The sequence below is a fragment of the Hymenobacter sp. PAMC 26628 genome (genome assembly GCF_001562275.1).
Lineage (GTDB): Bacteria > Bacteroidota > Bacteroidia > Cytophagales > Hymenobacteraceae > Hymenobacter.
In genome coordinates this window covers 3,326,124-3,344,856 of record NZ_CP014304.1, presented here as the reverse complement: position 1 = coordinate 3,344,856, position 18,733 = coordinate 3,326,124, and the positions used below count along the sequence as shown (strand labels likewise).

At 61.7% G+C, this 18,733-nt stretch carries 25 protein-coding genes; 19 read left to right on the top strand and 6 right to left on the bottom strand.

Features of this window, described 5'->3' with window-relative positions:
* Window position 1 precedes the first annotated feature (1 nt).
* The 3 genes from AXW84_RS26260 to AXW84_RS25550 are packed head-to-tail and all read right to left on the bottom strand — an operon-like array spanning window position 2 to window position 518.
* Window positions 2–133 (bottom strand): hypothetical protein, encoded by a 132-nt coding sequence (locus AXW84_RS26260; RefSeq protein ID WP_257722066.1) that lies wholly within the window; start codon window positions 131–133, stop codon window positions 2–4.
* Between the two features lie 8 nt (window positions 134–141).
* Entirely contained in the window at window positions 142–342 is a 201-nt protein-coding gene (locus AXW84_RS25555) for a 2'-5' RNA ligase family protein (RefSeq protein WP_204248379.1), read from the bottom strand.
* Between the two features lie 8 nt (window positions 343–350).
* Window positions 351–518, bottom strand: coding sequence for a hypothetical protein (locus AXW84_RS25550; RefSeq protein WP_204248378.1), 168 nt, complete (start codon window positions 516–518; stop codon window positions 351–353).
* A 333-nt stretch (window positions 519–851) separates the two neighbouring features.
* Here AXW84_RS25550 and AXW84_RS14660 point away from each other — a divergent pair, with 333 nt between their 5' ends.
* Window positions 852–1,991 carry a spore photoproduct lyase family protein gene (locus tag AXW84_RS14660; RefSeq protein ID WP_236943132.1) on the top strand — a complete coding sequence of 380 codons (1,140 nt, stop codon included), beginning with the start codon at window positions 852–854 and terminating at the stop codon, window positions 1,989–1,991.
* A gap of 18 nt (window positions 1,992–2,009) precedes the next feature.
* Here AXW84_RS14660 and AXW84_RS14655 read toward each other — a convergent pair whose 3' ends face one another.
* Window positions 2,010–2,282: a hypothetical protein gene (locus tag AXW84_RS14655; RefSeq protein WP_068234687.1), complete on the bottom strand. Its 273-nt coding sequence runs from the start codon at window positions 2,280–2,282 to the stop codon at window positions 2,010–2,012.
* 131 nt (window positions 2,283–2,413) lie between these two features.
* Between AXW84_RS14655 and AXW84_RS14650 the strand changes: the two genes are divergently transcribed.
* The 5 genes from AXW84_RS14650 to AXW84_RS14630 all read left to right on the top strand — a co-directional run bounded on the left by AXW84_RS14650 (window position 2,414) and on the right by AXW84_RS14630 (window position 5,664).
* Entirely contained in the window at window positions 2,414–2,623 is a 210-nt protein-coding gene (locus AXW84_RS14650) for a hypothetical protein (RefSeq protein ID WP_068234684.1), read from the top strand.
* On the top strand, window positions 2,605–3,012 hold the full coding sequence (locus AXW84_RS14645; protein ID WP_068234681.1) for a type II toxin-antitoxin system VapC family toxin: 408 nt from the start codon (window positions 2,605–2,607) through the stop codon (window positions 3,010–3,012). Before AXW84_RS14650 ends, AXW84_RS14645 begins: the two co-directional genes overlap by 19 nt.
* 11 nt (window positions 3,013–3,023) lie before the next feature.
* Window positions 3,024–3,797, top strand: a complete 774-nt coding sequence (locus tag AXW84_RS14640) for a serine aminopeptidase domain-containing protein (protein ID WP_068234678.1) — start codon at window positions 3,024–3,026, stop codon at window positions 3,795–3,797.
* 105 nt (window positions 3,798–3,902) lie between these two features.
* A complete protein-coding gene (locus AXW84_RS14635) occupies window positions 3,903–4,733 on the top strand; it encodes a phosphatase PAP2 family protein (protein ID WP_068234676.1) in 831 nt (276 codons plus the stop codon).
* Window positions 4,734–4,839: 106 nt separating this feature from the next.
* On the top strand, window positions 4,840–5,664 hold the full coding sequence (locus AXW84_RS14630; protein ID WP_068234673.1) for a PhzF family phenazine biosynthesis protein: 825 nt from the start codon (window positions 4,840–4,842) through the stop codon (window positions 5,662–5,664).
* A gap of 106 nt (window positions 5,665–5,770) precedes the next feature.
* Here the strand turns inward: AXW84_RS14630 and ruvC are convergent, their stop codons facing one another.
* Window positions 5,771–6,334, bottom strand: coding sequence for a crossover junction endodeoxyribonuclease RuvC (gene ruvC / locus AXW84_RS14625; protein WP_236943349.1), 564 nt, complete (start codon window positions 6,332–6,334; stop codon window positions 5,771–5,773).
* A gap of 336 nt (window positions 6,335–6,670) precedes the next feature.
* On the opposite strand from ruvC, the gene AXW84_RS14620 reads away from it, so the two are divergent.
* Entirely contained in the window at window positions 6,671–7,603 is a 933-nt protein-coding gene (locus AXW84_RS14620; protein ID WP_162268270.1) for a lysylphosphatidylglycerol synthase domain-containing protein, read from the top strand.
* Window positions 7,582–8,925, top strand: coding sequence for a glycosyltransferase (locus AXW84_RS14615; protein WP_068234667.1), 1,344 nt, complete (start codon window positions 7,582–7,584; stop codon window positions 8,923–8,925). Before AXW84_RS14620 ends, AXW84_RS14615 begins: the two co-directional genes overlap by 22 nt.
* 3 nt (window positions 8,926–8,928) lie before the next feature.
* Here the strand turns inward: AXW84_RS14615 and AXW84_RS25045 are convergent, their stop codons facing one another.
* Window positions 8,929–9,600: a hypothetical protein gene (locus tag AXW84_RS25045; protein ID WP_157887043.1), complete on the bottom strand. Its 672-nt coding sequence runs from the start codon at window positions 9,598–9,600 to the stop codon at window positions 8,929–8,931.
* Between the two features lie 83 nt (window positions 9,601–9,683).
* Here AXW84_RS25045 and AXW84_RS14610 point away from each other — a divergent pair, with 83 nt between their 5' ends.
* The 11 genes from AXW84_RS14610 to AXW84_RS25035 all read left to right on the top strand — a co-directional run bounded on the left by AXW84_RS14610 (window position 9,684) and on the right by AXW84_RS25035 (window position 18,717).
* A complete protein-coding gene (locus AXW84_RS14610) occupies window positions 9,684–10,160 on the top strand; it encodes a transposase family protein (RefSeq protein WP_068234664.1) in 477 nt (158 codons plus the stop codon).
* Window positions 10,161–10,165: 5 nt separating this feature from the next.
* A complete protein-coding gene (locus AXW84_RS26555) occupies window positions 10,166–10,570 on the top strand; it encodes a transposase family protein (protein ID WP_082773909.1) in 405 nt (134 codons plus the stop codon).
* Window positions 10,571–11,145: 575 nt separating this feature from the next.
* Window positions 11,146–11,403, top strand: coding sequence for a hypothetical protein (locus AXW84_RS14605; protein ID WP_068234661.1), 258 nt, complete (start codon window positions 11,146–11,148; stop codon window positions 11,401–11,403).
* 2 nt (window positions 11,404–11,405) lie between these two features.
* Window positions 11,406–12,539: an ABC transporter permease gene (locus AXW84_RS14600; protein ID WP_068234658.1), complete on the top strand. Its 1,134-nt coding sequence runs from the start codon at window positions 11,406–11,408 to the stop codon at window positions 12,537–12,539.
* A gap of 17 nt (window positions 12,540–12,556) precedes the next feature.
* On the top strand, window positions 12,557–13,774 hold the full coding sequence (locus tag AXW84_RS14595; protein ID WP_068234656.1) for a PP2C family protein-serine/threonine phosphatase: 1,218 nt from the start codon (window positions 12,557–12,559) through the stop codon (window positions 13,772–13,774).
* 13 nt (window positions 13,775–13,787) lie between these two features.
* Entirely contained in the window at window positions 13,788–14,357 is a 570-nt protein-coding gene (locus AXW84_RS14590) for a DinB family protein (protein ID WP_068234653.1), read from the top strand.
* A gap of 159 nt (window positions 14,358–14,516) precedes the next feature.
* Window positions 14,517–15,908 carry a lipopolysaccharide biosynthesis protein gene (locus AXW84_RS14585; RefSeq protein ID WP_068234650.1) on the top strand — a complete coding sequence of 464 codons (1,392 nt, stop codon included), beginning with the start codon at window positions 14,517–14,519 and terminating at the stop codon, window positions 15,906–15,908.
* Window positions 15,909–16,231: 323 nt separating this feature from the next.
* Window positions 16,232–17,236, top strand: coding sequence for an IS701 family transposase (locus AXW84_RS14580; protein WP_068234647.1), 1,005 nt, complete (start codon window positions 16,232–16,234; stop codon window positions 17,234–17,236).
* A gap of 13 nt (window positions 17,237–17,249) precedes the next feature.
* Window positions 17,250–17,561 (top strand): NUDIX hydrolase, encoded by a 312-nt coding sequence (locus AXW84_RS23405; RefSeq protein WP_082773908.1) that lies wholly within the window; start codon window positions 17,250–17,252, stop codon window positions 17,559–17,561.
* A 225-nt stretch (window positions 17,562–17,786) separates the two neighbouring features.
* A complete protein-coding gene (locus AXW84_RS25040; RefSeq protein WP_157887042.1) occupies window positions 17,787–18,143 on the top strand; it encodes a hypothetical protein in 357 nt (118 codons plus the stop codon).
* 13 nt (window positions 18,144–18,156) lie between these two features.
* Window positions 18,157–18,717, top strand: coding sequence for a hypothetical protein (locus AXW84_RS25035; protein WP_157887041.1), 561 nt, complete (start codon window positions 18,157–18,159; stop codon window positions 18,715–18,717).
* Window positions 18,718–18,733: the final 16 nt, after the last annotated feature.

Here is an 18,733-nt window from a genome sequence, read left to right as displayed (position 1 = left end):
CTCAGCCGACGAAGGCGAACTCGGCCCGCAGCTCCCAGGGCCCCCCGCGGTAGGCCCACAGCTTCAGGCCGGTGCCGGTGGCGGCGAAGGGCTGGAAGTCGGCCTGCAAGTTGGCCAGCAGCTGCCGGGCCACGGCGGGGTCTACCTTGTTTGCACCGTGACGTGGGGCTGGAGCTTCTGCTGGTCCTGGGGCGTGAGGCGCGGAGCCCAGGCCGTTTGCAAGCGGCGGTGCAGGGCGCGCAGCGCAGCATTTTCCAGGTTGAAGGCCACCCCCCGGCCCAACGAGCGCAGGCTGGCCACCTGCACCGGTAGGGGCCCCAGCGTCCGGCAGGCATCTGCCAATTCAGCTTTCAGCCGCGCCTCGTCCTCCCCGGCAAGTGGTGAAACAGCGTGACGTGCGCGGCCAGGTAGTTGATTTTGGCCGGGAAGTGCTGGCGGCGCAGCTCGTCGAAATAGGCCTGCGAATCAGTGTCGAGGGCCAGGGTTAGGATGAGCGGGGCGGGGGAGGCGAAGGACATGAGCGGAGATAATTCTCGGGGAAGTAAAGGTGAAGGTGGCTACTGAAGGAAGGCGATTGTGCGACGATTAAAAGGCGGTCATATGACAACCAAAAGGCCGTCGTAAAGCAATCGGAAAGCCGTCATGCTGAGCGCAGCCGAAGCATCTCTACCGCGGCAGTAAACCATGATGTAGTGAGCGGTAGAGATGCTTCGGCTGCGCTCAGCATGACGGCTTGATTTATTTATTTTTCAGGCAAAATATTATTTAAAATACTGATTAATAGAGATAAATATTGAGGGCTGGTGGGCCCCTGAGGGACCTATTGCACGGTCCCGGGTGTTTAACAATCAATGCAGACTGACCTCTTTTTGCCCGTTCTCAACGCTCCAATGCCCGTGGCCGCGCCGGTGCTCGCCGACGTTTCCGCCGATGCCGCAGCCCCTCGTACGCACGGTGCCAAGCTGTGGCTGCCCAAGCGCGTGCTCTTCACCCCCGACGCTTTGCAGGAGGACTACGGCCAGCAAATTCTGGCCCGCGCCACGGCCCTGAACCTCGACATCGAGCTGCTGAAAAGCAACCGCCTCACCGGCCTGCGCGGCGACGACGAGCGCGCCACCTACCGCACCGCCAAAACCACGCTGGCCGTCGTGAACGCCCCCGCCGGGGCCCTGCGCCTGCAGCCTACCCCGCCCTCGGCCGACTTCCAGCTCAACCTGGCCGAGGGCTGCCCCGCCCACTGCCAGTACTGCTACCTGGCCGGCAGCCTCAGCGGGCCGCCCGTGGTGCGCGCCTTCGCCAACCTGCCCAAGCTGCTGGCCAACACCCAGGTATACGAGCGCCCGGGCCGCCCCGTGAGCTTCGAGGCCAGCTGCTACACCGACGTGCTGGGCATCGAGCACCTCACCGGGGCCCTGGCCGAAACCGTGCGCTACTTCGCCGGCCGCGAGGGCGGCCGCCTGCGCTTCGTGAGCAAGTACGACCACGTGGAAAGCCTCTTGGGCCTGCCCCACCGCGGCCACACCCGCGCCCGCGCTTCGCTCAACGCCGAGCCCCTGGCCCGGCAGCTGGAGGGCGGCACGGCCAGCATCGAGGCGCGCATCCAGGCCCTGCGCAAGCTGGCGCTGCCGGTGGCGCAGGGCGGTGGGGGCTACCCGGTGGGCGTGCTGCTGGCCCCCATCATGCCCCTGCCCGACTGGCAGCAGCACTACGGCGAGCTGCTCGACCGCGTGCGGGCGGCCTTCGATTTCGACTGCGACCTCACCGTGGAGTTCGTCACGCACCGCTTCACGCCCGGCTCCAAGGAGGTGCTGCTCGGCTGGTACCCCAACACCAGCCTCGACCTGAGCGAAACCGACCGCGCCGTGAAGCGCAACAAGTTCGGGGGCCTCAAGTACGTGTACGACATGCCCACCATGAAGGAGCTAAAAACCTGGTTCTACGCCGAGTGGCAGCGCCGCTTCCCCCACGCGCCCATCCAGTACTGGACGTAGGGGCTCCGCGCCGGGGCCCTAGCAGCCGCAGCGGAAATCCGGGTAGTCGGCGTAGCCCGGCGCGGGCGTGTCGTCGAGCCGGATGATGCGGTCGAGGCGCACTTCCTCGCCCGAGGCCAGCTGGGCGTACTCGGCGTGGTCGTGGGTGACGAACGTTTTAATGGCCACGGACTCCTGGCACAGCTGCCGCAAGTCGTTGAAGTACTGCAAGTACACGGGCTGCTGGCGGGTGGCGGCAGCTTCCAGCACGTCGTAGAAGCCGCAGGCAATGGGTTGGTAATCGGTCGGCACGGCGGATACAGGTTTGGGTGGAGTGCGTAGTTTACGCTCGCAATCAGCACCGCGTTAATCAATCAGGCACTGCATCGCGTGCCGCGGCTATTGCGCTGGTATCTTAGGGCAACAAAAATCAGTTTTTACACATGGCCCCCATCCTTATCGAACCCCTGAGCGAGCAAGCCTACGAGCTGCTGCGGCAACTGGAAGCGCTGCACATTCTGCGGGTAGTGCCCGCGGATGAAACGCCCGCGCCGGCCCAGCGCAAATGGGCCGGTAGCTTGCCTGCCACTTCGGCCAAGGCTTGGGATCAGCACTTACAGGAAATCCGGGGCGAATGGGAGCGGAATACTTAGCCGACACCAATGCGGTCATCGATTTAGTGCTGGGCCGCTTGCCGTTGGTTAGCGCCGAATGGCTAGACCAGCGGCTCGACCAGCAGTTGGTAGCGCTGTCAGTAATCACGCGCATCGAACTGCTGACGAAAATCGAGCCCGCTACCGAGTACGCTTTCATGCAGTCTTTCGTGCAAAGCGTGGAAGTATTTCCCCTCGACGAGCCCGTGGTGCAGCAAACCATCCGGTTGCGCCAGCAGCACCGCATCAAGCTGCCCGACGCCATTATTGCGGCCACGGCGCTAGTGCACGGGCTACCGTTGCTGACCCGGAATGCGGCGGATTTTCAAAAGATAACTGGCCTGGTGGTGGTTGATCCGCACGACCCGGCCCAATTGCCGGCCCGCTAGCGGCTGCGGATATGAAACTTCTACCCGCGCTGGTCCTGGCGCTGCTCACGGCCTGCCAGCCTAGCCGGCCGCTGGCTATTCGGCACGGTGCTGCGTACCAAGTTGGGGCCCTGGCCGCCGTTCGCCTCGATAGCTTGGCGCTGTTCGACAGCGCCCGCCAGCGGGTGGTGCCGGTGGCGCTGTACTTGCCCGGCGGCTCGGGCCCCAAAGCTAGGCTGAAGGCTGCCATCCTCAGCCACGGCTACGGCGGGAAGAACACGGCGTATTCGTTCATCGCCCGCAACTTGGTGGCGCACGGCTACTTCGTGGCCAGCATCCAGCACGAGCTGCCCACCGACGCGCCCATCCCCACCGTGGGGCCCCCGCAGGTGGTGCGCCGCCCCAATTGGGAGCGCGGGGTGCAAAACATCCTGTTTGTGCGGCAGGAGTTGCAGAAAAAATACCCCCGCGTCGACTTCGGCCAGCTGCTGCTGGTGGGCCACTCCAACGGCGGCGACGTGGCCATGCTCTTCGCCCGGGAGCACCCGGCGCTGGTGCGGCGCATCATCTCGCTCGACAACCGCCGCATGCCGTTTCCCCGCGCCCGCCGGCCCCGGGTGCTGTCGCTGCGCTCGAGCGACCAGGTGGCCGACAGCGGCGTAGTGCCCTCACCGGCCGAGCAGCGGCGCTTCGGCTGCACGGTGGTGCGGCTGCCCGCCACGCTTCACAACGACATGTGGGACGGCGCCACGCCCGCCCAGCAGCAGGAAATGAACGCGGTAATCACCCAATTTTTAGCGCAGTAGCCTGGGAACCTGCGGGTTGACTGGGGCCCCGCGAGTCGGTTTTGATGGCTAAACCCCCGGGGCCAGTCCTGCGTTTCGGGCTTCCACCCAAACGCGCTTTATTTGATGAAATTCTCCTCCTCCTCGGTGCTTGCCGGCGGCTTGCTGCTGGCCGGGGCCCCGGCGGCCGTGGCCCAGCAGGCGCCGTCGCCGTACCATACCCGCTTCGCCGTCGATGCGCCCATTACGCTGGGCCTGGGGGCCGTCAGCGGCTTCGGCCTCTACCGGGTGCAGCAAAAAACTGGCCTGACCGAAGCCGAGCTGGCCGCACTCCGCAAAGACGACGTGCCCCGCATCGACCGGTTTTCGGCCGGCTACTACAGCGACCGGGCCCAGACCACCAGCGACTTCCTCTGCTACGGCTCGCTGCTGGTGGCGCCCGGCCTGCTGGCCCTGAACCCCGCCGCCCGCGGCCGCTACGGGCAAGTGGCGGCGCTGTACGTGGAAACGCTGCTCGCCACGGACGCCATTTTTACGACCTCCGTGGGCAACGTGGCGCGCAACCGGCCCTACCTCTACGGCCCCGAGGGCGGCGGCGACCGCACGGGCAAAATCGCTACCAACTCGTTTTTCTCCGGCCACACGGCCCACGCCGCCACGGCCACGTTCTTCGCCGCCAAGGTGTTCCACGATTTCAACCCCGGCTCGCGGGCCCAGCCCTACGTGTGGGGCGCGGCGGCGGCCCTGCCGGTGGTCGTGGCCTACTATCGCATCGAGGCGGGCAAACACTTTCTGACCGACAACCTGTTGGGCTACGCCGTGGGCGCCACCGTGGGCGTGGTGGTGCCGCAGCTGCACAAAAAAGCCAGCGCCGCGGGCGTGTCGCTGGCCCCCATCCAGGGCCTGAACGTGAACGGCTACGCCTACTCGGGCCTGCTGCTGCGCAAGCAGCTATAGTGTAAAATATTAGGGCCCCAGTGCGACGCTGGGGGCCCGGCAGCTCGCGGCTGGTGCCCATCTTTGCGCCGCGCATTGCCTTGCGCGCCCCGCCTTATTCTTCGCCATGTCCATCCCCATCTACCAGGTCGATGCCTTTGCCCGCCGCGCATTTGCCGGCAACCCCGCCGCCGTGTGCCCGCTCGACGCGTGGCTGCCCGACGCGCTGATGCAGCAGATTGCCGCCGAAAACAACCTGGCCGAAACTGCCTTCTTCGTTCCTTTAGAAGGCCAGGAAGCCGACTTCCACCTGCGCTGGTTCACACCCACCTTCGAGATTGACCTGTGCGGGCACGCCACCCTGGCCACGGCCCACGTGCTGTGGAATGAGCGCGGCTTCGCCAAAGACGAAATCGTGTTCCAGAGCCAGAGCGGCCCGCTGCGCGTGCGCCGCGAGGCCGACGGCCGCCGCACGCTCGACTTCCCCAGCCGGCCGCCCCGGCCACTGGCCCCCGACGAGGTGCCGGCCGTGCTCACGCAGTCGCTGGGCCCCGGCGCGGCCGTGCCGCGGGCCGTGCTGGCTTCGCGCGATTTGGTGGTTGAGTTTGCCACCGCCGCCGAGGTGCTGGCCCTGCAACCCGACTTCGGGGCCCTGGTGGCGCTGGGCTACATCGGGCTGATTGCCACCGCGCCCGGCACCGGCGGCGTCGATTTTGTATCGCGCTTTTTCGCCCCTGAGGTAGGCGTGCCCGAAGACCCCGTGACCGGTTCGGCCCACAGCACGCTCATCCCGTTCTGGGCGGCCAAGCTGGGCAAAACCGAGCTGTTTGCCCGCCAGGAATCGGCCCGCGGCGGCGAGCTGTGGTGCCGCCTGCGCGGCGACCGGGTGGACATCGGCGGCTACGCCGTGACGTACTTGGTGGGGGCCCTGCACAACTTGCCGGGCTTGTAGCGTGGACGCTGCGAGTCTGCGCGTTTCGCTTCGTCCTGCTGGTGGTAATGAGGAGTTTTTAAGTCAATAAACGGTCATGCTCAACCGTGCGAATTCGCCGCAGCCGCTACACCGCTTTCTTAGCGGCGCGGGGGGTGGCTTTTTTGGTGGTGGCGGCGTTGAGGCGGTCGGGGTTTTCGGCCAGGAACTTGCCCCAGCTTTTGCCGCCGGCGGCGGTGGCGTTGTTGCCTTTTTGGTAGTGGTGGCACAGAGCCACGGCCAGGGCGTCGGTGGCGTCGAGCAGCTTGGGGGCCTCGGCGAGGGGCGGCAGGGCCAGGGTTTGGCGCAGCATGTGGGCCACGTGCTCCTTGGTGGCGCTGCCCGAGCCCGTCACGGACTGCTTCACCTTGGTGGGCGCGTACTCCACGTAGGGAATCTGGCGGGAGAGGCAGGCGGCGATGGCCACGCCCTGGGCCCGGCCCAGCTTGAGCATACTTTGCACGTTCACCCCAAAAAACGGTGCCTCGATGGCCAACTCGTCGGGCAGAAACTCGTCGATGAGCTCAATCATGCGGTCGAAAATCCGCTTTAATTTTACCGCATGGTTCGTCCCGAGGGCTTTCATGTTAACGACGTCGTAGCGGAGCACCGTGACGTGCTGCCCGCGCACCTCGATGACGGCGTAGCCCATGATCTGGGTGCCGGGGTCGACGCCCATGATGACCTTGGGCAGCAAATCGGCCGGCGGGGCGGGGCGGGGGCGGACGAAGGGGGGCAAGACGGGCGCGGGGAAAAGAATGCGGAGGCCGAGCCTCCTTTACAAAGTTACGCCGCCGCCGCGGGGCCCCACGGCCCGGCTGCTCCCGCCGCTTCAACTGCCCCTGCCGCCGCTCCTGCGCCGCCTGTCCCGGCCGGCGTCCTGGGAGGCCACAGTCCGGCCTGTGCCGCCGTCGCCGCCCCGGGGCCCCAAAACTCGCCCCGCGCCCCCGCCAAGTGGGGCCCCTGGATTGCGCTGGGCAAGGTGGGCGTGACGCTGCTCACGCTGGGCCTGCTGTACAATTCCGTGTTTGCGGCCCCCGACACGGCCGCCGCCTGGCGCGCCCTGCTGGCCACGGCCCTGGGCGGCGCGGGCCGCGGGCCGGTGCTGGGGGCCCTGGCCCTGGTGCCCGTCAACTGGGGCCTGGAGGCCTGGAAGTGGCACCGCCTGGCCCGGCACCTCGAGCCCGTCACGTTCGGGCGCAGCCTGCGGGGCGTGCTGGTGGGCCTCACGCTGGGCTTCGCCACCCCCAACCGCGTGGGCGACTACGCCGGCCGCATCCTGGCGCTGAAAAGCCGCCGCGTGCGGGCCCTGGGGGCCGTATTTCTGGGGCGCTACTGCCAGCTGGTGGCCACCGTGGTGGCTGGCGTGGCGGGCCTGCTGTACTTCTTGCTGACGTTTTACTTGGCGGGCTTTCCGGCGGCGAAGCTGGGGGTAATCATCACGGCCCTAGTTGTTTGTGGGCTGGTGCTGGTGCCGCTCTACCGCTCGCGGCTGCTGGTGGCGGCGCTGGGCCTGTGGCGGCCGCTGCGGCGGTTCCGGCCGGCGCTGGCCGTGATGCCCACCTACCCGGCCCGGGCCCTGCACGCGGTGCTGGTCCTTTCGGGGCTGCGCTACGCCGTGTTCTGCGCGCAGTTTCTGCTGCTGCTGCGGGCCTACGGGGTGGGGGCGGGGCGGGGGCCCGGGCTGGCGGCGGTGGCGGGCACGTTCCTGCTGAAATCGTTGGTGCCCTCGCTGAACGCGCTGGCCGACGTGGGCGTGCGCGAGCTCTCGGCCACCCACTTGTTTGGCCTGCTGGGGCAGCCGGCGTTGCCGGTGCTCTCGGCCAGCCTCAGCCTGTGGGTCATCAACATTGCCCTGCCCAGCGCCGCCGGCCTGCTGCTGGTGCCGGGCCTGCGCGTGTGGCGCAGCCGCAGCGCGTGAGGGCGGCCGTGGTGGGGCCCCTGCTGCTGGCCATGCCCGCGCTCTATGCCGGCGTAATGGTTTGGCTGCGCGGCGGTTGGCAGCGCAGCCGCGCCGCCGCCGAAGCCGCGCAAGTGGCTGCCGAAGCAGGAACTGGGGGCCCTGCCGAAACAACCGCGGGGGCCCTTGCTGAAATAACTGCCGGGGCCTCCGACAAGACGGGAACCGGGGCCCCCGACGCCCCCGCCGCTGGGGCCCCCGCAGTTACCAGGCTTCCCGGCAAAGCGAACGCCGAAGCTCCCGCCAGCCCGGCCGAAACCGCAGCCGCTCCGCTGCTCTTCTCCGTCCTCATCGCCGCCCGCGACGAAGCCGCCGCGCTGCCCCAGCTGCTGGCCGACCTCGCCGCCCAAACCCTGCCCGCCGCCCGCTTCGAGGTGCTCATCGCCGACGACCACTCCACCGACGGCACCGGGGCCCTGGTGCGGGCCGCCGCCGCGGGCCTGCCGTTCCGGCTGCAATTGGTTGAGCTGACGCCCGCCCAAACCGGCAAGAAAGCCGCCCTGGCCGCCGCCCTGGCGCTGGCCGGGGCCCCCTGGCTCGTGTGCACCGACGCCGATTGCCGCCTGGGCCCCGGCTGGCTCGCCGCCTACGCCCGTTTGTTGGCCGCCGATGCCACGCCCGATTTCATCAGCGGCCCGGTGCTGCTCACGGGGCCCGACACGTGGTTTCAGCGGCTGCTGGGGCTGGAGTTTGCGGGCCTGGTGGGGGTGGGCGGCGCGTGCATCGGGCGCGGGGCCCCCACCATGTGCAACGGCGCCAACCTGGCCTACCGCCGCGCTGCCTTCGACGCCGTCAATGGGTACGCTGCCCACGCCCACCTGGCCAGCGGCGACGACGAGTTCTTGATGCACCAGCTGCACGCCGCCCGCCCCGGCAGCGTGCGCTTCCTGGCCGATGCCGCCGCCGTGGTGCGCACCGCCGCGCCCGCCACCCTGGGGGCCCTGCTGCGGCAGCGCGTGCGCTGGGCCAGCAAGTGGCGCCACTACCAAAGCCCCGCCTCGCGCCGCCTGGCCCCGCTGGTGCTGGGGGCCAACGTGGCCCTGGCCGCCGGCGCGGCAGGGGCCCTGGCCTGGCCCGCGCTGGGGCCCTGGGTGTGCGCCGCCTGGCTGCTCAAGCTGGGCGCCGACGGGTGGCTGCTGGCCCTGGTGCTGCGGTTTCTGGGGCCCCGGCGGTGGCTGTGGGGCCTGCTGCCGCTCCAGCTGCTCTACGCGCCCTACGCGCTAGCCGTGGGCGCCGCCGGCTGGCGCGGCGGGTATAAGTGGAAGGGTAGGGCGGTGCGGTGAGATTTATTTAATGGTTTTATTAGTTATCAATTTCGATCTGATTGATATGCCCCATCTCTTATTAGCGATAGATAAGTTGTTTATAAGATTTTGTTTATTTAAAATGCTAATTTCAACGAAATTAGTGTCGTCAATGGCGGATAGGTCACCCTCAAAATTTTCTTGTAAAACTTTGCCATTTAGAATATAGATAATATCATTTTCTAAACCTGGTTGAGGTACAATATTGAAGTATTTTCTAGATTTTGATTTGAAAAAACGCCAATATCTCTTCCTTGCAAATTCTTTGGTTTCAATATAAATTAGCCCGTTTACGCCTTCGCCTCCTAGAATATCGGTTGCTGATTTATCCTTATAAACCGTTAGAATTGCTATTTGTGACGGTTCATATTTTGCTAATTCTGCTTTCATTATTTTGATACTATCGACAAAATATATGGGGTCACTTGTCAGAATAGATGAAATATATTTTTCGTCTTCTTTAGACGTTTTGTAACAAGACATTACCAGATCTATTCCTTCTATATGCTTGTCTAAATAATAATTTTCATCAATAGGAAATTGAGGAGTTTTTTTCGTATCAATCTTTACATAAAATGATACAGTATCGTTAGAGAATTGCCAATAGCCTGAACAGCCTCTTGAATACCAATTTTTTTTGAGCAGTGGATACAACTGAAATACATTTTTCAGTAATAGATATGCTAACGATTGATTAGCAGCATGTTGATTACATTTGTATTTTCCATCAATCTGTTATGGCTTCCAGCATCTACCACAACGCCCGCACTGAGCGTCAGTACAAAGCAGCCACTGGCTTATCAATAGCTGAGTTTGAGGCATTGTATGAGTTTTTCCAGCAGCTCTACCGTCCTAAAGCTGTGCTAATTCAAGGACCTACTCAGCCAATTTTGACGGATAAAAAGGAAGCACTCTTTTTTATTTTGCATTACTACAAAGCGTATCCAACGTTGCAGAATTTAGGCATGTATTTCGGCATATCAGACGCCGCAGCTAGTCAGTATTTAGAATTGCTCAAACCTTGTTTAAAAACAGCTTTACGCCAACAGCACGTATTAGCAAAACGTCTTTTTACGGGACAGACAAGCTTTGAACAAGTTTTTGCTGGAGTAGAAGATTTATTTATAGATGTAACGGAGGTGCCGATTGAACGCTCTGCTAAGCAAGAGGTTCAGCGAAAGCAGTATAGTGGTAAAAAAAACAGCATACGTTAAAATGGCTGCTAATCTGTGACCGGTTTCGGCGCATTCTCTTCGTTAGTAAAATGTATGAGGGGCACACACATGATTTTACAATATTCAAGGAGATTTTTGCCGGATTTGATTTCTCTTTGTTTCGGGTGCATGTTGATTCTGGCTTTTATGGTTTAGAGCAGTACGTTAATCCACACTTTATTTTTAAGCCGATTAAAGCGTCTAAAACGAAGCCACTCACTTCTCAACAACGACAAATAAACACGCTTTTAGCCAGTGGACGGGTGCGCGTAGAACATGCCATTGCCAAAATAAAAGCTTTTTTTAGTTTACGAATTGAAAATCGCTTAAAGGACAAACGGAAGCTGGATGACGCGATGGCTATTTGTGCCGGATTAGCTAATTTCAAAACGAAGTTAGCTATAGCCTGATTATCAGACGTTAGTATATCTAATAAATCTTTGGCGATTATATGTTTGCCATCAGGCAATTCCCCTTCAAATTCTTTTGTTAACCGTATTTTGCCTATATATTCTGAATTTTGGTCTTTTTGAAAAATTAGTCCTTTATAATTTTTTGAATAAAATCCTTTACCCGCAACGTATCTAGAATCCTGTCCAAGGCACCCTTTCGGAGTGTCCATTTCTTCAATGTCGACTTCATTGAAGTCATTACTTAATTTTTGTAAATCACTCATTTTTGATTCACGTAGATTAATTCCCATTACGCCAAATTTCTTCGGCAGGTTAGGGCGCATTGTTTGTGCCTTCGTGTTAATAATTATGAGAAAAGTTAATGCGGTTAAAAAATATTTATAATTCATTGATTTTTTACGGTCTGTATTTTGTGAAACGGAGTATTGCGTAAATCTACTGAGTAGATAGCCTAATTCACGTCAATATAATGCTTCGTGTCGACGGTAGCCATAAATGTGGGACGTTCACTATCGAAAGCCATTTACAGAATTACCTTTGCCCACCTGCCTTCCCGCTGCTTCCTACCTCCCGTGACCGACCCTGAATACGACCTGCTTGACGAGCTTTACTTCGTCACCCCGTTCCGCACGCTGCTGGAGAAAACCGGCCTGCCCGTGGCCGAGCTGCGCGAGCAACTGCGCAGCCTGCTCGAGCAGGGCCTCATCCGCAGCTACTGGCCCGACCCCGACACCGAGCTGGCCTACGAGCCCACCTCCTACGGGGCCATTGCCACCGACGCCAGCTACCTGGCCTCTAAGGAAGGCCTGCTGCGCCACAACACCCGCTAGCCGTGGCGCCGCCCGTGCTGCCCGCTCCGCCGCCCGCGCCGGCCGCCCGCCCGCCGGGCTACTACGTGCGCCAGCGCCTGTGGCAGAACCGGCCCGCCGTGTTCGGCCTGGTGTTCATTGCGTTGTGCGCGTTAGTGTCGGTGCTGGGCTACTGGATTCTGCCCGACAACTCGCCCGACGCCAGCCACGGCTTCGTGGCGCTGCAAAAGCAGGGCCCCGGCCTCCGGGTGGAGTTCCTGCGCCGGCCGCTGCCCGATTCGGTGCTGGCCGGCCGCCCTTCCGACAATATTTTCCGCACCTGGTGGCGCGGCCGCGAGCCCGCCTACGAGGAAGTGCCCATCGCCGCCTACCAAGCGTTGGGCCCCGATTCGGCCCTGGTGCGGCCCTGGGCCGAGCCCGGCACCGCGCCGGGGCCCCCGCAGCGCGTGGCCGCCGGGCCCCGCGTGGCCCGCACCCACTGGCTGGGCACCGATAAAGCCGGCCGCGACGAGCTGAGCCGCCTGCTGCTGGGCACGCGCATTTCGCTGGGCATCGGGCTGGTGGCGGTGCTCATTTCAATGGCGCTGGGCATGGCCGTGGGGGCCCTGGCCGGCTACTTCGGCGGCTGGATCGACAGCGTATTGCTCGGGCTGATGACCGTGGTGTGGAGCATTCCGGGCATCATGCTGGTCATCGCCATTTCGCTGGTGCTCGATAGCAAAGGCGTGTGGGTCAGCTTCGTAGCTGTGGGCCTGACGATGTGGGTGGACGTGGCCCGCGTGGTGCGCGGGCAGCTGCTGAGCCTGCGCTCGGCCACCTTCGTGGAGGCCGGGCGGGTGCTGGGGCTGCCCACGTCGCGCCTCATTGCCCGGCACCTGCTGCCCAACCTGCGGGGGCCCCTGCTGGTGCTGGCCACCAGCAACTTCGCCGCCGCCATCCTGCTCGAAGCCGGCCTGAGCTTCCTCGGGCTGGGGGTGCAGCCGCCGGCCCCCAGCTGGGGCCTGATGGTGAAGGAAGGCTACGACCTGCTGGGCACCCAGGCTGGCCTCTGGCTCACGGTGCTGCCGGGCGCGGCCATCTCGCTGCTGGTTTTAAGCTTTAATTTACTGGGCAATGGCCTGCGCGACGCCTACGACCCCAAAACGGCGGTGCGCTGAGGCCCTGTTTTCCGCTTATGCCCAACGCTACCCCCGATAAACGCCTGTTTTTGAAGGAGCGCGAACTCACCGCGCTGCTCGAAATCACCCAGGCCATTACCCAAGACGCGACCAGCGAGGCCGCGCTCTACAAAATCTTTCAGTTCACGCTCATCGGCCAGCTCGGGGTGCGGCGCCTGGCCTTGTACGTGCTCACCGATGGCGTTTTTCGGGAGCAAGTGGCGTTTCCGGCGGTGATGGGGCCCCTGCCCGAAGCGGTGTGCGCCCAGTGCCACGCCGCGCCCTGCCCCGTGGCGGCCCTCGGCCTGGGGCCCGCCTGGAACGGCTTCGAAACCGTGATTCCGGTGCGCCTCGCCGACCAAGTGTTGGCTTACGTGTTCATCGGCACGGCCCAGGCCGACTACGCGGGCCAGGAGGCCGTCAAGTTCCTCGAAACGCTGGCCAACATCCTGCTCGGGGCCGTCGAGAACCGCCGCCTCACCCGCCAGCGGGTGGCCGCGGCGGCCCTGCGCCGCGAAATCGAGATTGCCCAGGACGTGCAGCGCCTGCTCTTTCCCACGCACCTGCCCAACAACGCGGCCGTGGCCGTGGCCCGCACCTACGTGCCGCACACCGAAATCGGGGGCGACTACTTCGACGTGGTGGAAATCGACGCCGACCGCCTGCTGCTCTGCATCGCCGACGTGAGCGGCAAGGGCGTGGCGGCGGCCCTGCTCATGTCGAACTTCCAGGCCGGGCTGCGCACGCTGCTGCGCCAGGGCGCCGACCTGGCCGTTATCGCCCACGAGCTGAACCACTTAATTTTTCGCAACGCGGGGGGCGAGAAGTTCATCACCGCGTTTCTGGGCATCTACGATTGCCGCACCCGGCACCTGCACTTCATCAACGCCGGCCACAACGACCCCATTTTGCTGCCCGACCAGGGCCCCCCACAACTCCTCAAAACGGGCTCCGTCATGCTCGGCATCATCGAGGAGCTGCCCGGGCTGGAGGTGGGCGAAGTGCAGGTGCCGCCCCGCTCGCTGCTCTTCAACTACACCGACGGCCTCACGGAAGTGTTTGACGCCGAGGGCAATGAGTTCGGCGAGGAAGGCGTGCTGCGCGTCATCGCCCAGAACCGCTACCTGCCCCTGCCGCGCCTGCACGAAACCCTGCTGCGCGAAATTCGCGCCTTCGGCGGCGGCACCGACCAGTTCGCCGACGACGTGACGATTCTCAGCTGCCGGATGAAATAAAGGCAGTAGGCTTATGAAAATTGAAGACCTAATCGCTGAAATCAACGACGTCCTTGTAGCAGCTTTCGGGCAGCTGGACGAGTGGCTTGGCGTGCCCGAAGAAGTGCGCCGCGCCCGGCCCGCCAGCGGCGGGTGGACCATCGACGAAATTCTGGAGCACGTCGCCCTGACGAACCACTACCTGCTGATCCTGATCGAGAAAGGCGCGGCCAAGGCGCTCAAAAACCTGAACGACTTGGACTTGCGTGCTGAACTGGCCGGCTACCAATTCAACCGGGCGCAGCTTGACCAAATAGGCTTGCATCGGTCGTTCCCGTGGGTGCGGCCCGAACACATGGAGCCGAACGGTGCGCGCAGTGCGATGGAGGTGAGGCAGCTACTGCACGAACAGCTGGCGCAATGCCAAGCGGTACTTGGCCGGCTGCCCAATGGCGAAGGTGCATTGCATCGCACCACGATGACGGTAAACTATTTGGGAAAAATCGACGTGTACCAGTTCGTCTATTTTCTGGCCAAGCACGCCGAACGCCACCTCACCCAAATGGAGAAAGCGGCGGCTGAGCTCCGAACGCCAGGAAATTAGCCAAGTTCTTCTCTCGCTAATCTCCGCGTCATCCCGCGCCTAGCAGAGACAGGGGCCCGGCCCGGGTGCGTAGCTTTGCCCGGCGCGGGCGCGGTGCCCGCGCCGCCCTAACGCATACCCCGCATCAAACGGTTTTTCGGCAACATCAGCCTCGTCGTTTTGCTCAACCTGGCCATCAAGCCCGGTTGGATTGTGGTCGAAAACCTGGTGCAGGACCGCCTGGGCCACTCGGCTTTCGGGCTGGTGGCCGCCCTCTCGGCGCTGGCCGTGGCCGTGGCCGCCCTCGCCGACCTGGGCCTGACGCCCTACGTGGTGCAGCGCTTGGCCGCCGCGCCCGATTTTCTGGCCCAGGAGTTTCCGGTGCTGCTGCCCCTGCGCGGGGGGCTGGGCCTGGCCGCCCTGGTGGCGCTGCTGCCCGTGGGCTGGGTGCTGGGCTACCGGGGCCCCCAGCTGGGGCTGCTGGCGGGGGTGTCGGCGGCGCTGCTGCTCACGCAGTACGGGCAGTTTTTGCGGGGCCCCGTGCAAGCCCGCCAGCGCTTCAACACCGACGCCGTGCTCTCGGTGCTCGAAAAAGCCTTGCTGCTGGCCGTCCTCCTGGCCCTGCTGCCGGGCGGCCTCACGCTGGGCGGCTACGTGGGGGCCCGGCTGGGGGCGGCGGCCTTCACGGCGGCGCTGCTATACGGGGTGATGACGCGCCTGTTTGGGCGCGTGCGCTACCGCTGGGAGGGGCCCCGGGCGCGCCAGGCCCTGCGCGCCAGCCTGCCGTTTGCCCTGATGACGTTGCTCTACGGCGTGAACGAGCGCGTGGACATGGTGATGCTCGAGCGCCTGCACTCGCCTGCCGAGGCCGGCTACTACGCCGGTGCCTACCGCTGGGCCGACGCCGTGATGATGTATGCCTGGACGGTGCTGCCGCTGTTTTTTGCCAAATTTGCCAGCACCCCGCACGACGCCGAGGCCCAGCGCAAGCTGCTCTGGTTTGGGCAGCGGGTGGTGGCCGCGCCGCTGCTGTTCGCGGTGGCGTTCGGGCTGTTTCGGGGCGAGGTGCTGTTCTGGCAGTTCCACCACAGCCGCCCCGAAGAGCTGGAAAAGATGGCGCTCTGCCTGCGCATTTTGTTTCTCAACGTGCTGGTGCACGCCTTATTTGCCATCTACAGCACCCTGCTCACCAGCACTGCCCACGAGCGCGCCGTGAGCCGCGCCGTGGCCGCCAGCCTCGCCCTGAACGTGGGGCTGAACCTGGTGCTGCTGCCCCGCTTCGGGGCCGTGGCCGCGGCCTGCAACACGCTGGTCTGCGCCGCGGCCGTGTCGGGGGCCTACCTCGTGCTGGTGGCGCGGCGCACCGGCGTGGCCCTGCCCGGGGCCCTGCTGGCGCGCCTGCTGCTGGCCTTCGGGCTGCTGTGCGGGGCGTGGTGGGCCGCGCGCACTGGCCGGGCGCTGCCCTGGTGGCTGGAGGCGGGCCTGATGGGGGCCCTGTTCGGCCCCATCTTGCTGGCCACGGGCGTGGTGCGGCTGGCCGAAATCAGGGCCCTGCTGCCCAAGAAGCCGTAGTGTAAGCGTGCCCTCTGCCAGTGGCCGGTGCACTGTGGCGCGGACTTTGGAGTCCGCGGCCCTCGCTTTGTCCTGCCGGTACTACTCGACTGCTACTGGTCGCAGCAAGAGCAGCCCGTTACATATCTTCGTGGACCTTGATAATCAAGGTTGCTGACGAAAACAGAAAGCAAAAACTAACGGTCAAATCAAGTGATTAATGAAACTGATTGACAAACTTGCTTGGATAGAAATAAAAGCCAACCGCATTCTTTTGACGAAAAGCTACGGAAAGGACAAATACTTAGGACTTACGCAAAGCGTGTAATTTGAGTAAAAAAGGCATGAAAGTCACCGCTCAGCTTTACGGCCAGTTTTTGTTCAGCAGCCAGGTGAACTATACGGGCACCTATTTAGCGGAGCATTTAGCTGGTTTGCAGCACGATAACGTGCCGTATTTTCTCAAAACCACGCGCTTCACACCGCGCCAGCTTTGGCAACAGGTGCGACCTGAGTTTGTGGGCAGTGCGCGGGGCTATGTCCTCTTTGATGATACGGTGCTCGATAAGCGCCACCGCCAGCGTATCGAATTGGTGCGACGCCAGTATTCCGGTAACGCCCACGGCCTTATTAAAGGCATTGGCCTGGTGAACTGTGTGTATGTCAATCCGGAAACCAACCAATGCTGGCTGCTTGACTATCGCCTCTTCGCCCCCGAAGCCGATGGCAAAAGCAAGCTCGACCACGTGGCCGACAGGCTGGACCAACTCGCCAGCCGCCACATTCCGTACCGCACCGTGTTGATGGACCGCTGGTACGCCACCACGGCCCTGTTCAAGCAGCTCACCGAGGCGAACAAGTTCTTTTATTGTCCGCTCAAAAGCAACCGATTGGTGGACGACTCCGGCGGGCAGCAGCCCTACCAGCCCGTGGCCCTGCTCACCTGGTCAGCGGCCGACGTAGCGCAGGGCAAGCTACTGAAAGTGAAGGGTATGCCCAAAGACGCCAACCTGAAGCTCTTCCGCGTACTGGTGTCTACCCACCGGACGGACTACCTCGTGACCAACGCGTTAGCACAAGAGGACACGCAGGCTGCCGAACAAGAAAGCAACGTGCGCTGGCTCATCGAGCAGTTTCACCGTGAAGCCAAACAACTTACGGGTTTGCAGGCCTGTCAGTGCCGGTTGGCGCGCAGCCAGCGCAACCACATCGCCCTGGCCCTACGCACCTGGACGTGTCTCAAACGCCTGGCTTGCCAAGCCAAAACCACCGCTTATCACCTCAAACAGCGCCTGTTGGACGACTACATGCGCCGCGAACTCGCCCAACCTACCTTGCGCTTTGCGTAAGTCCTAATACTATATTCCGGGTGGTAAAAGGGAGCTGGGTGAAACGGACGAACAAGCACTGATCCGAGAAATTTACGAAGAGCTGAGCGTAACCATCGACAAAAGCACTTTGAGTTTTATAGGAATTTTTGAGGCTCAGGCTCACGGACAACCAGAAGGGGTTTTGGTAAAGATGACTTGTTATTCAGGGGGTTATAATGGAATACTAAAGGCAAATTCTGAAATAGAAGCCATTAAATGGTTTGGCTATTCTGATAAAGACCAAGTTGTGGGAGTTGATAAACTGATTTTTGACTACCTAAAACAAAACAAATCACTGCATTAAATAATAAAAAATGGCAATGATATACGAGTGTACACCAAGTTGGAATACTTAGCGTGAGTACGTATTAACACTGATTTTGTGTTGAGTTGTGCTATTTGGGTGGTATAGCCGCGTCTGTATGCTTATAGCGTGCGTAGGTTGCTGCCCAAGCCGAAGGCGCACCGCCTTATCTTTGTGGCCCATTTTATTCGATGTGTAGCCCCGCCACCGTTAACGAACATTTGTATGTCAGAGCAACCAGCAACGACGCAACCCGCAGCAACGGTCGATTTCCACGTTGTGCAATCACACGATTTCAAAACATCGTACGCCAGTGGCATTTATTCGAGCGTTACACCTGGCGGGCTTATTAACCTGAGTTTTTATGTTGACCGTCTGCCGCTACCTGACTTGATGACTTTTTTTGTTGAAAACAATACATTAGGGCCCGAAAAGGCTAGAAGTGCAAGAAACGGTATTGTGCGTGAAGTACAGCAAGGCGTATTGTTGGATATGCAAACTGTGAAAAACGTAATAAACTCATTACAGACGATGATGACCGCTTTCGAAGCAAGCAACCAACATGAAAGCGCTAACAACTAATACATTCATTCCTATGCAACTGGCTCCTGAACTCAACTATTTTGTGTCCACCGCGCGCGTTGTCGATAAGTCTGCCGATACAGGCACCATTTATTTTGCTGTTGCCGGAAAAGGTACTCTGTCTACTTCCAGTAATGACTTAGTGGTGTTCATGACTATACCTGGCGTGTACACTAATAGCTCAAATGCAAGCTATCCAATAGCCAAAGGTTTCCCTGGGGAGCAACCAATTGATGCTAGCGAACGTGTCGCTGACAACTTAAGTGTGGCTTTAGCAAATCCAAAAGCAATGGGATTTACGCAGAGTGCCACCGCACTGGAAGCAGCTACCATTTTCAGCAGTTTCAACATCAACAACATCCTTGTGCAATACACGGATGACGATAGCGTGATGTTCGAATTTTTGCAAGCAGGTACTTATTTCTTGCTTGAGGTATTTGGCGACGGAGACATTGCATATTTGCGTAGGCAAGGCCGCGAAGAGCCTGTGGCGTACGATATTCGTCGGGAGGATTTGTATACCACGATTGAATCAATGTATGCGGCCATCGTAGGAAGCAATGTGCAGCAATAATACCGTTCCGAGTTAT

What these genes read in the sequence shown, in the direction of transcription:
- AXW84_RS25550 (WP_204248378.1), bottom strand. Translation starts at nt 518, where the DNA reads ATGTCCTTCGCCTCCCCCGCCCCGCTCATCCTAACCCTGGCCCTCGAC.
- AXW84_RS14660 (WP_236943132.1), top strand. Translation starts at nt 852, where the DNA reads ATGCAGACTGACCTCTTTTTGCCCGTTCTCAACGCTCCAATGCCCGTG.
- AXW84_RS14650 (WP_068234684.1), top strand. Translation starts at nt 2,414, where the DNA reads ATGGCCCCCATCCTTATCGAACCCCTGAGCGAGCAAGCCTACGAGCTG.
- AXW84_RS14645 (WP_068234681.1), top strand. Translation starts at nt 2,605, where the DNA reads ATGGGAGCGGAATACTTAGCCGACACCAATGCGGTCATCGATTTAGTG.
- AXW84_RS14640 (WP_068234678.1), top strand. Translation starts at nt 3,024, where the DNA reads ATGAAACTTCTACCCGCGCTGGTCCTGGCGCTGCTCACGGCCTGCCAG.
- AXW84_RS14635 (WP_068234676.1), top strand. Translation starts at nt 3,903, where the DNA reads ATGAAATTCTCCTCCTCCTCGGTGCTTGCCGGCGGCTTGCTGCTGGCC.
- AXW84_RS14630 (WP_068234673.1), top strand. Translation starts at nt 4,840, where the DNA reads ATGTCCATCCCCATCTACCAGGTCGATGCCTTTGCCCGCCGCGCATTT.
- ruvC (WP_236943349.1), bottom strand. Translation starts at nt 6,334, where the DNA reads ATGGGCTACGCCGTCATCGAGGTGCGCGGGCAGCACGTCACGGTGCTC.
- AXW84_RS14610 (WP_068234664.1), top strand. Translation starts at nt 9,684, where the DNA reads ATGGCTTCCAGCATCTACCACAACGCCCGCACTGAGCGTCAGTACAAA.
- AXW84_RS14595 (WP_068234656.1), top strand. Translation starts at nt 12,557, where the DNA reads ATGCCCAACGCTACCCCCGATAAACGCCTGTTTTTGAAGGAGCGCGAA.
- AXW84_RS14590 (WP_068234653.1), top strand. Translation starts at nt 13,788, where the DNA reads ATGAAAATTGAAGACCTAATCGCTGAAATCAACGACGTCCTTGTAGCA.
- AXW84_RS14580 (WP_068234647.1), top strand. Translation starts at nt 16,232, where the DNA reads ATGAAAGTCACCGCTCAGCTTTACGGCCAGTTTTTGTTCAGCAGCCAG.
- AXW84_RS25040 (WP_157887042.1), top strand. Translation starts at nt 17,787, where the DNA reads ATGTCAGAGCAACCAGCAACGACGCAACCCGCAGCAACGGTCGATTTC.
- AXW84_RS25035 (WP_157887041.1), top strand. Translation starts at nt 18,157, where the DNA reads ATGCAACTGGCTCCTGAACTCAACTATTTTGTGTCCACCGCGCGCGTT.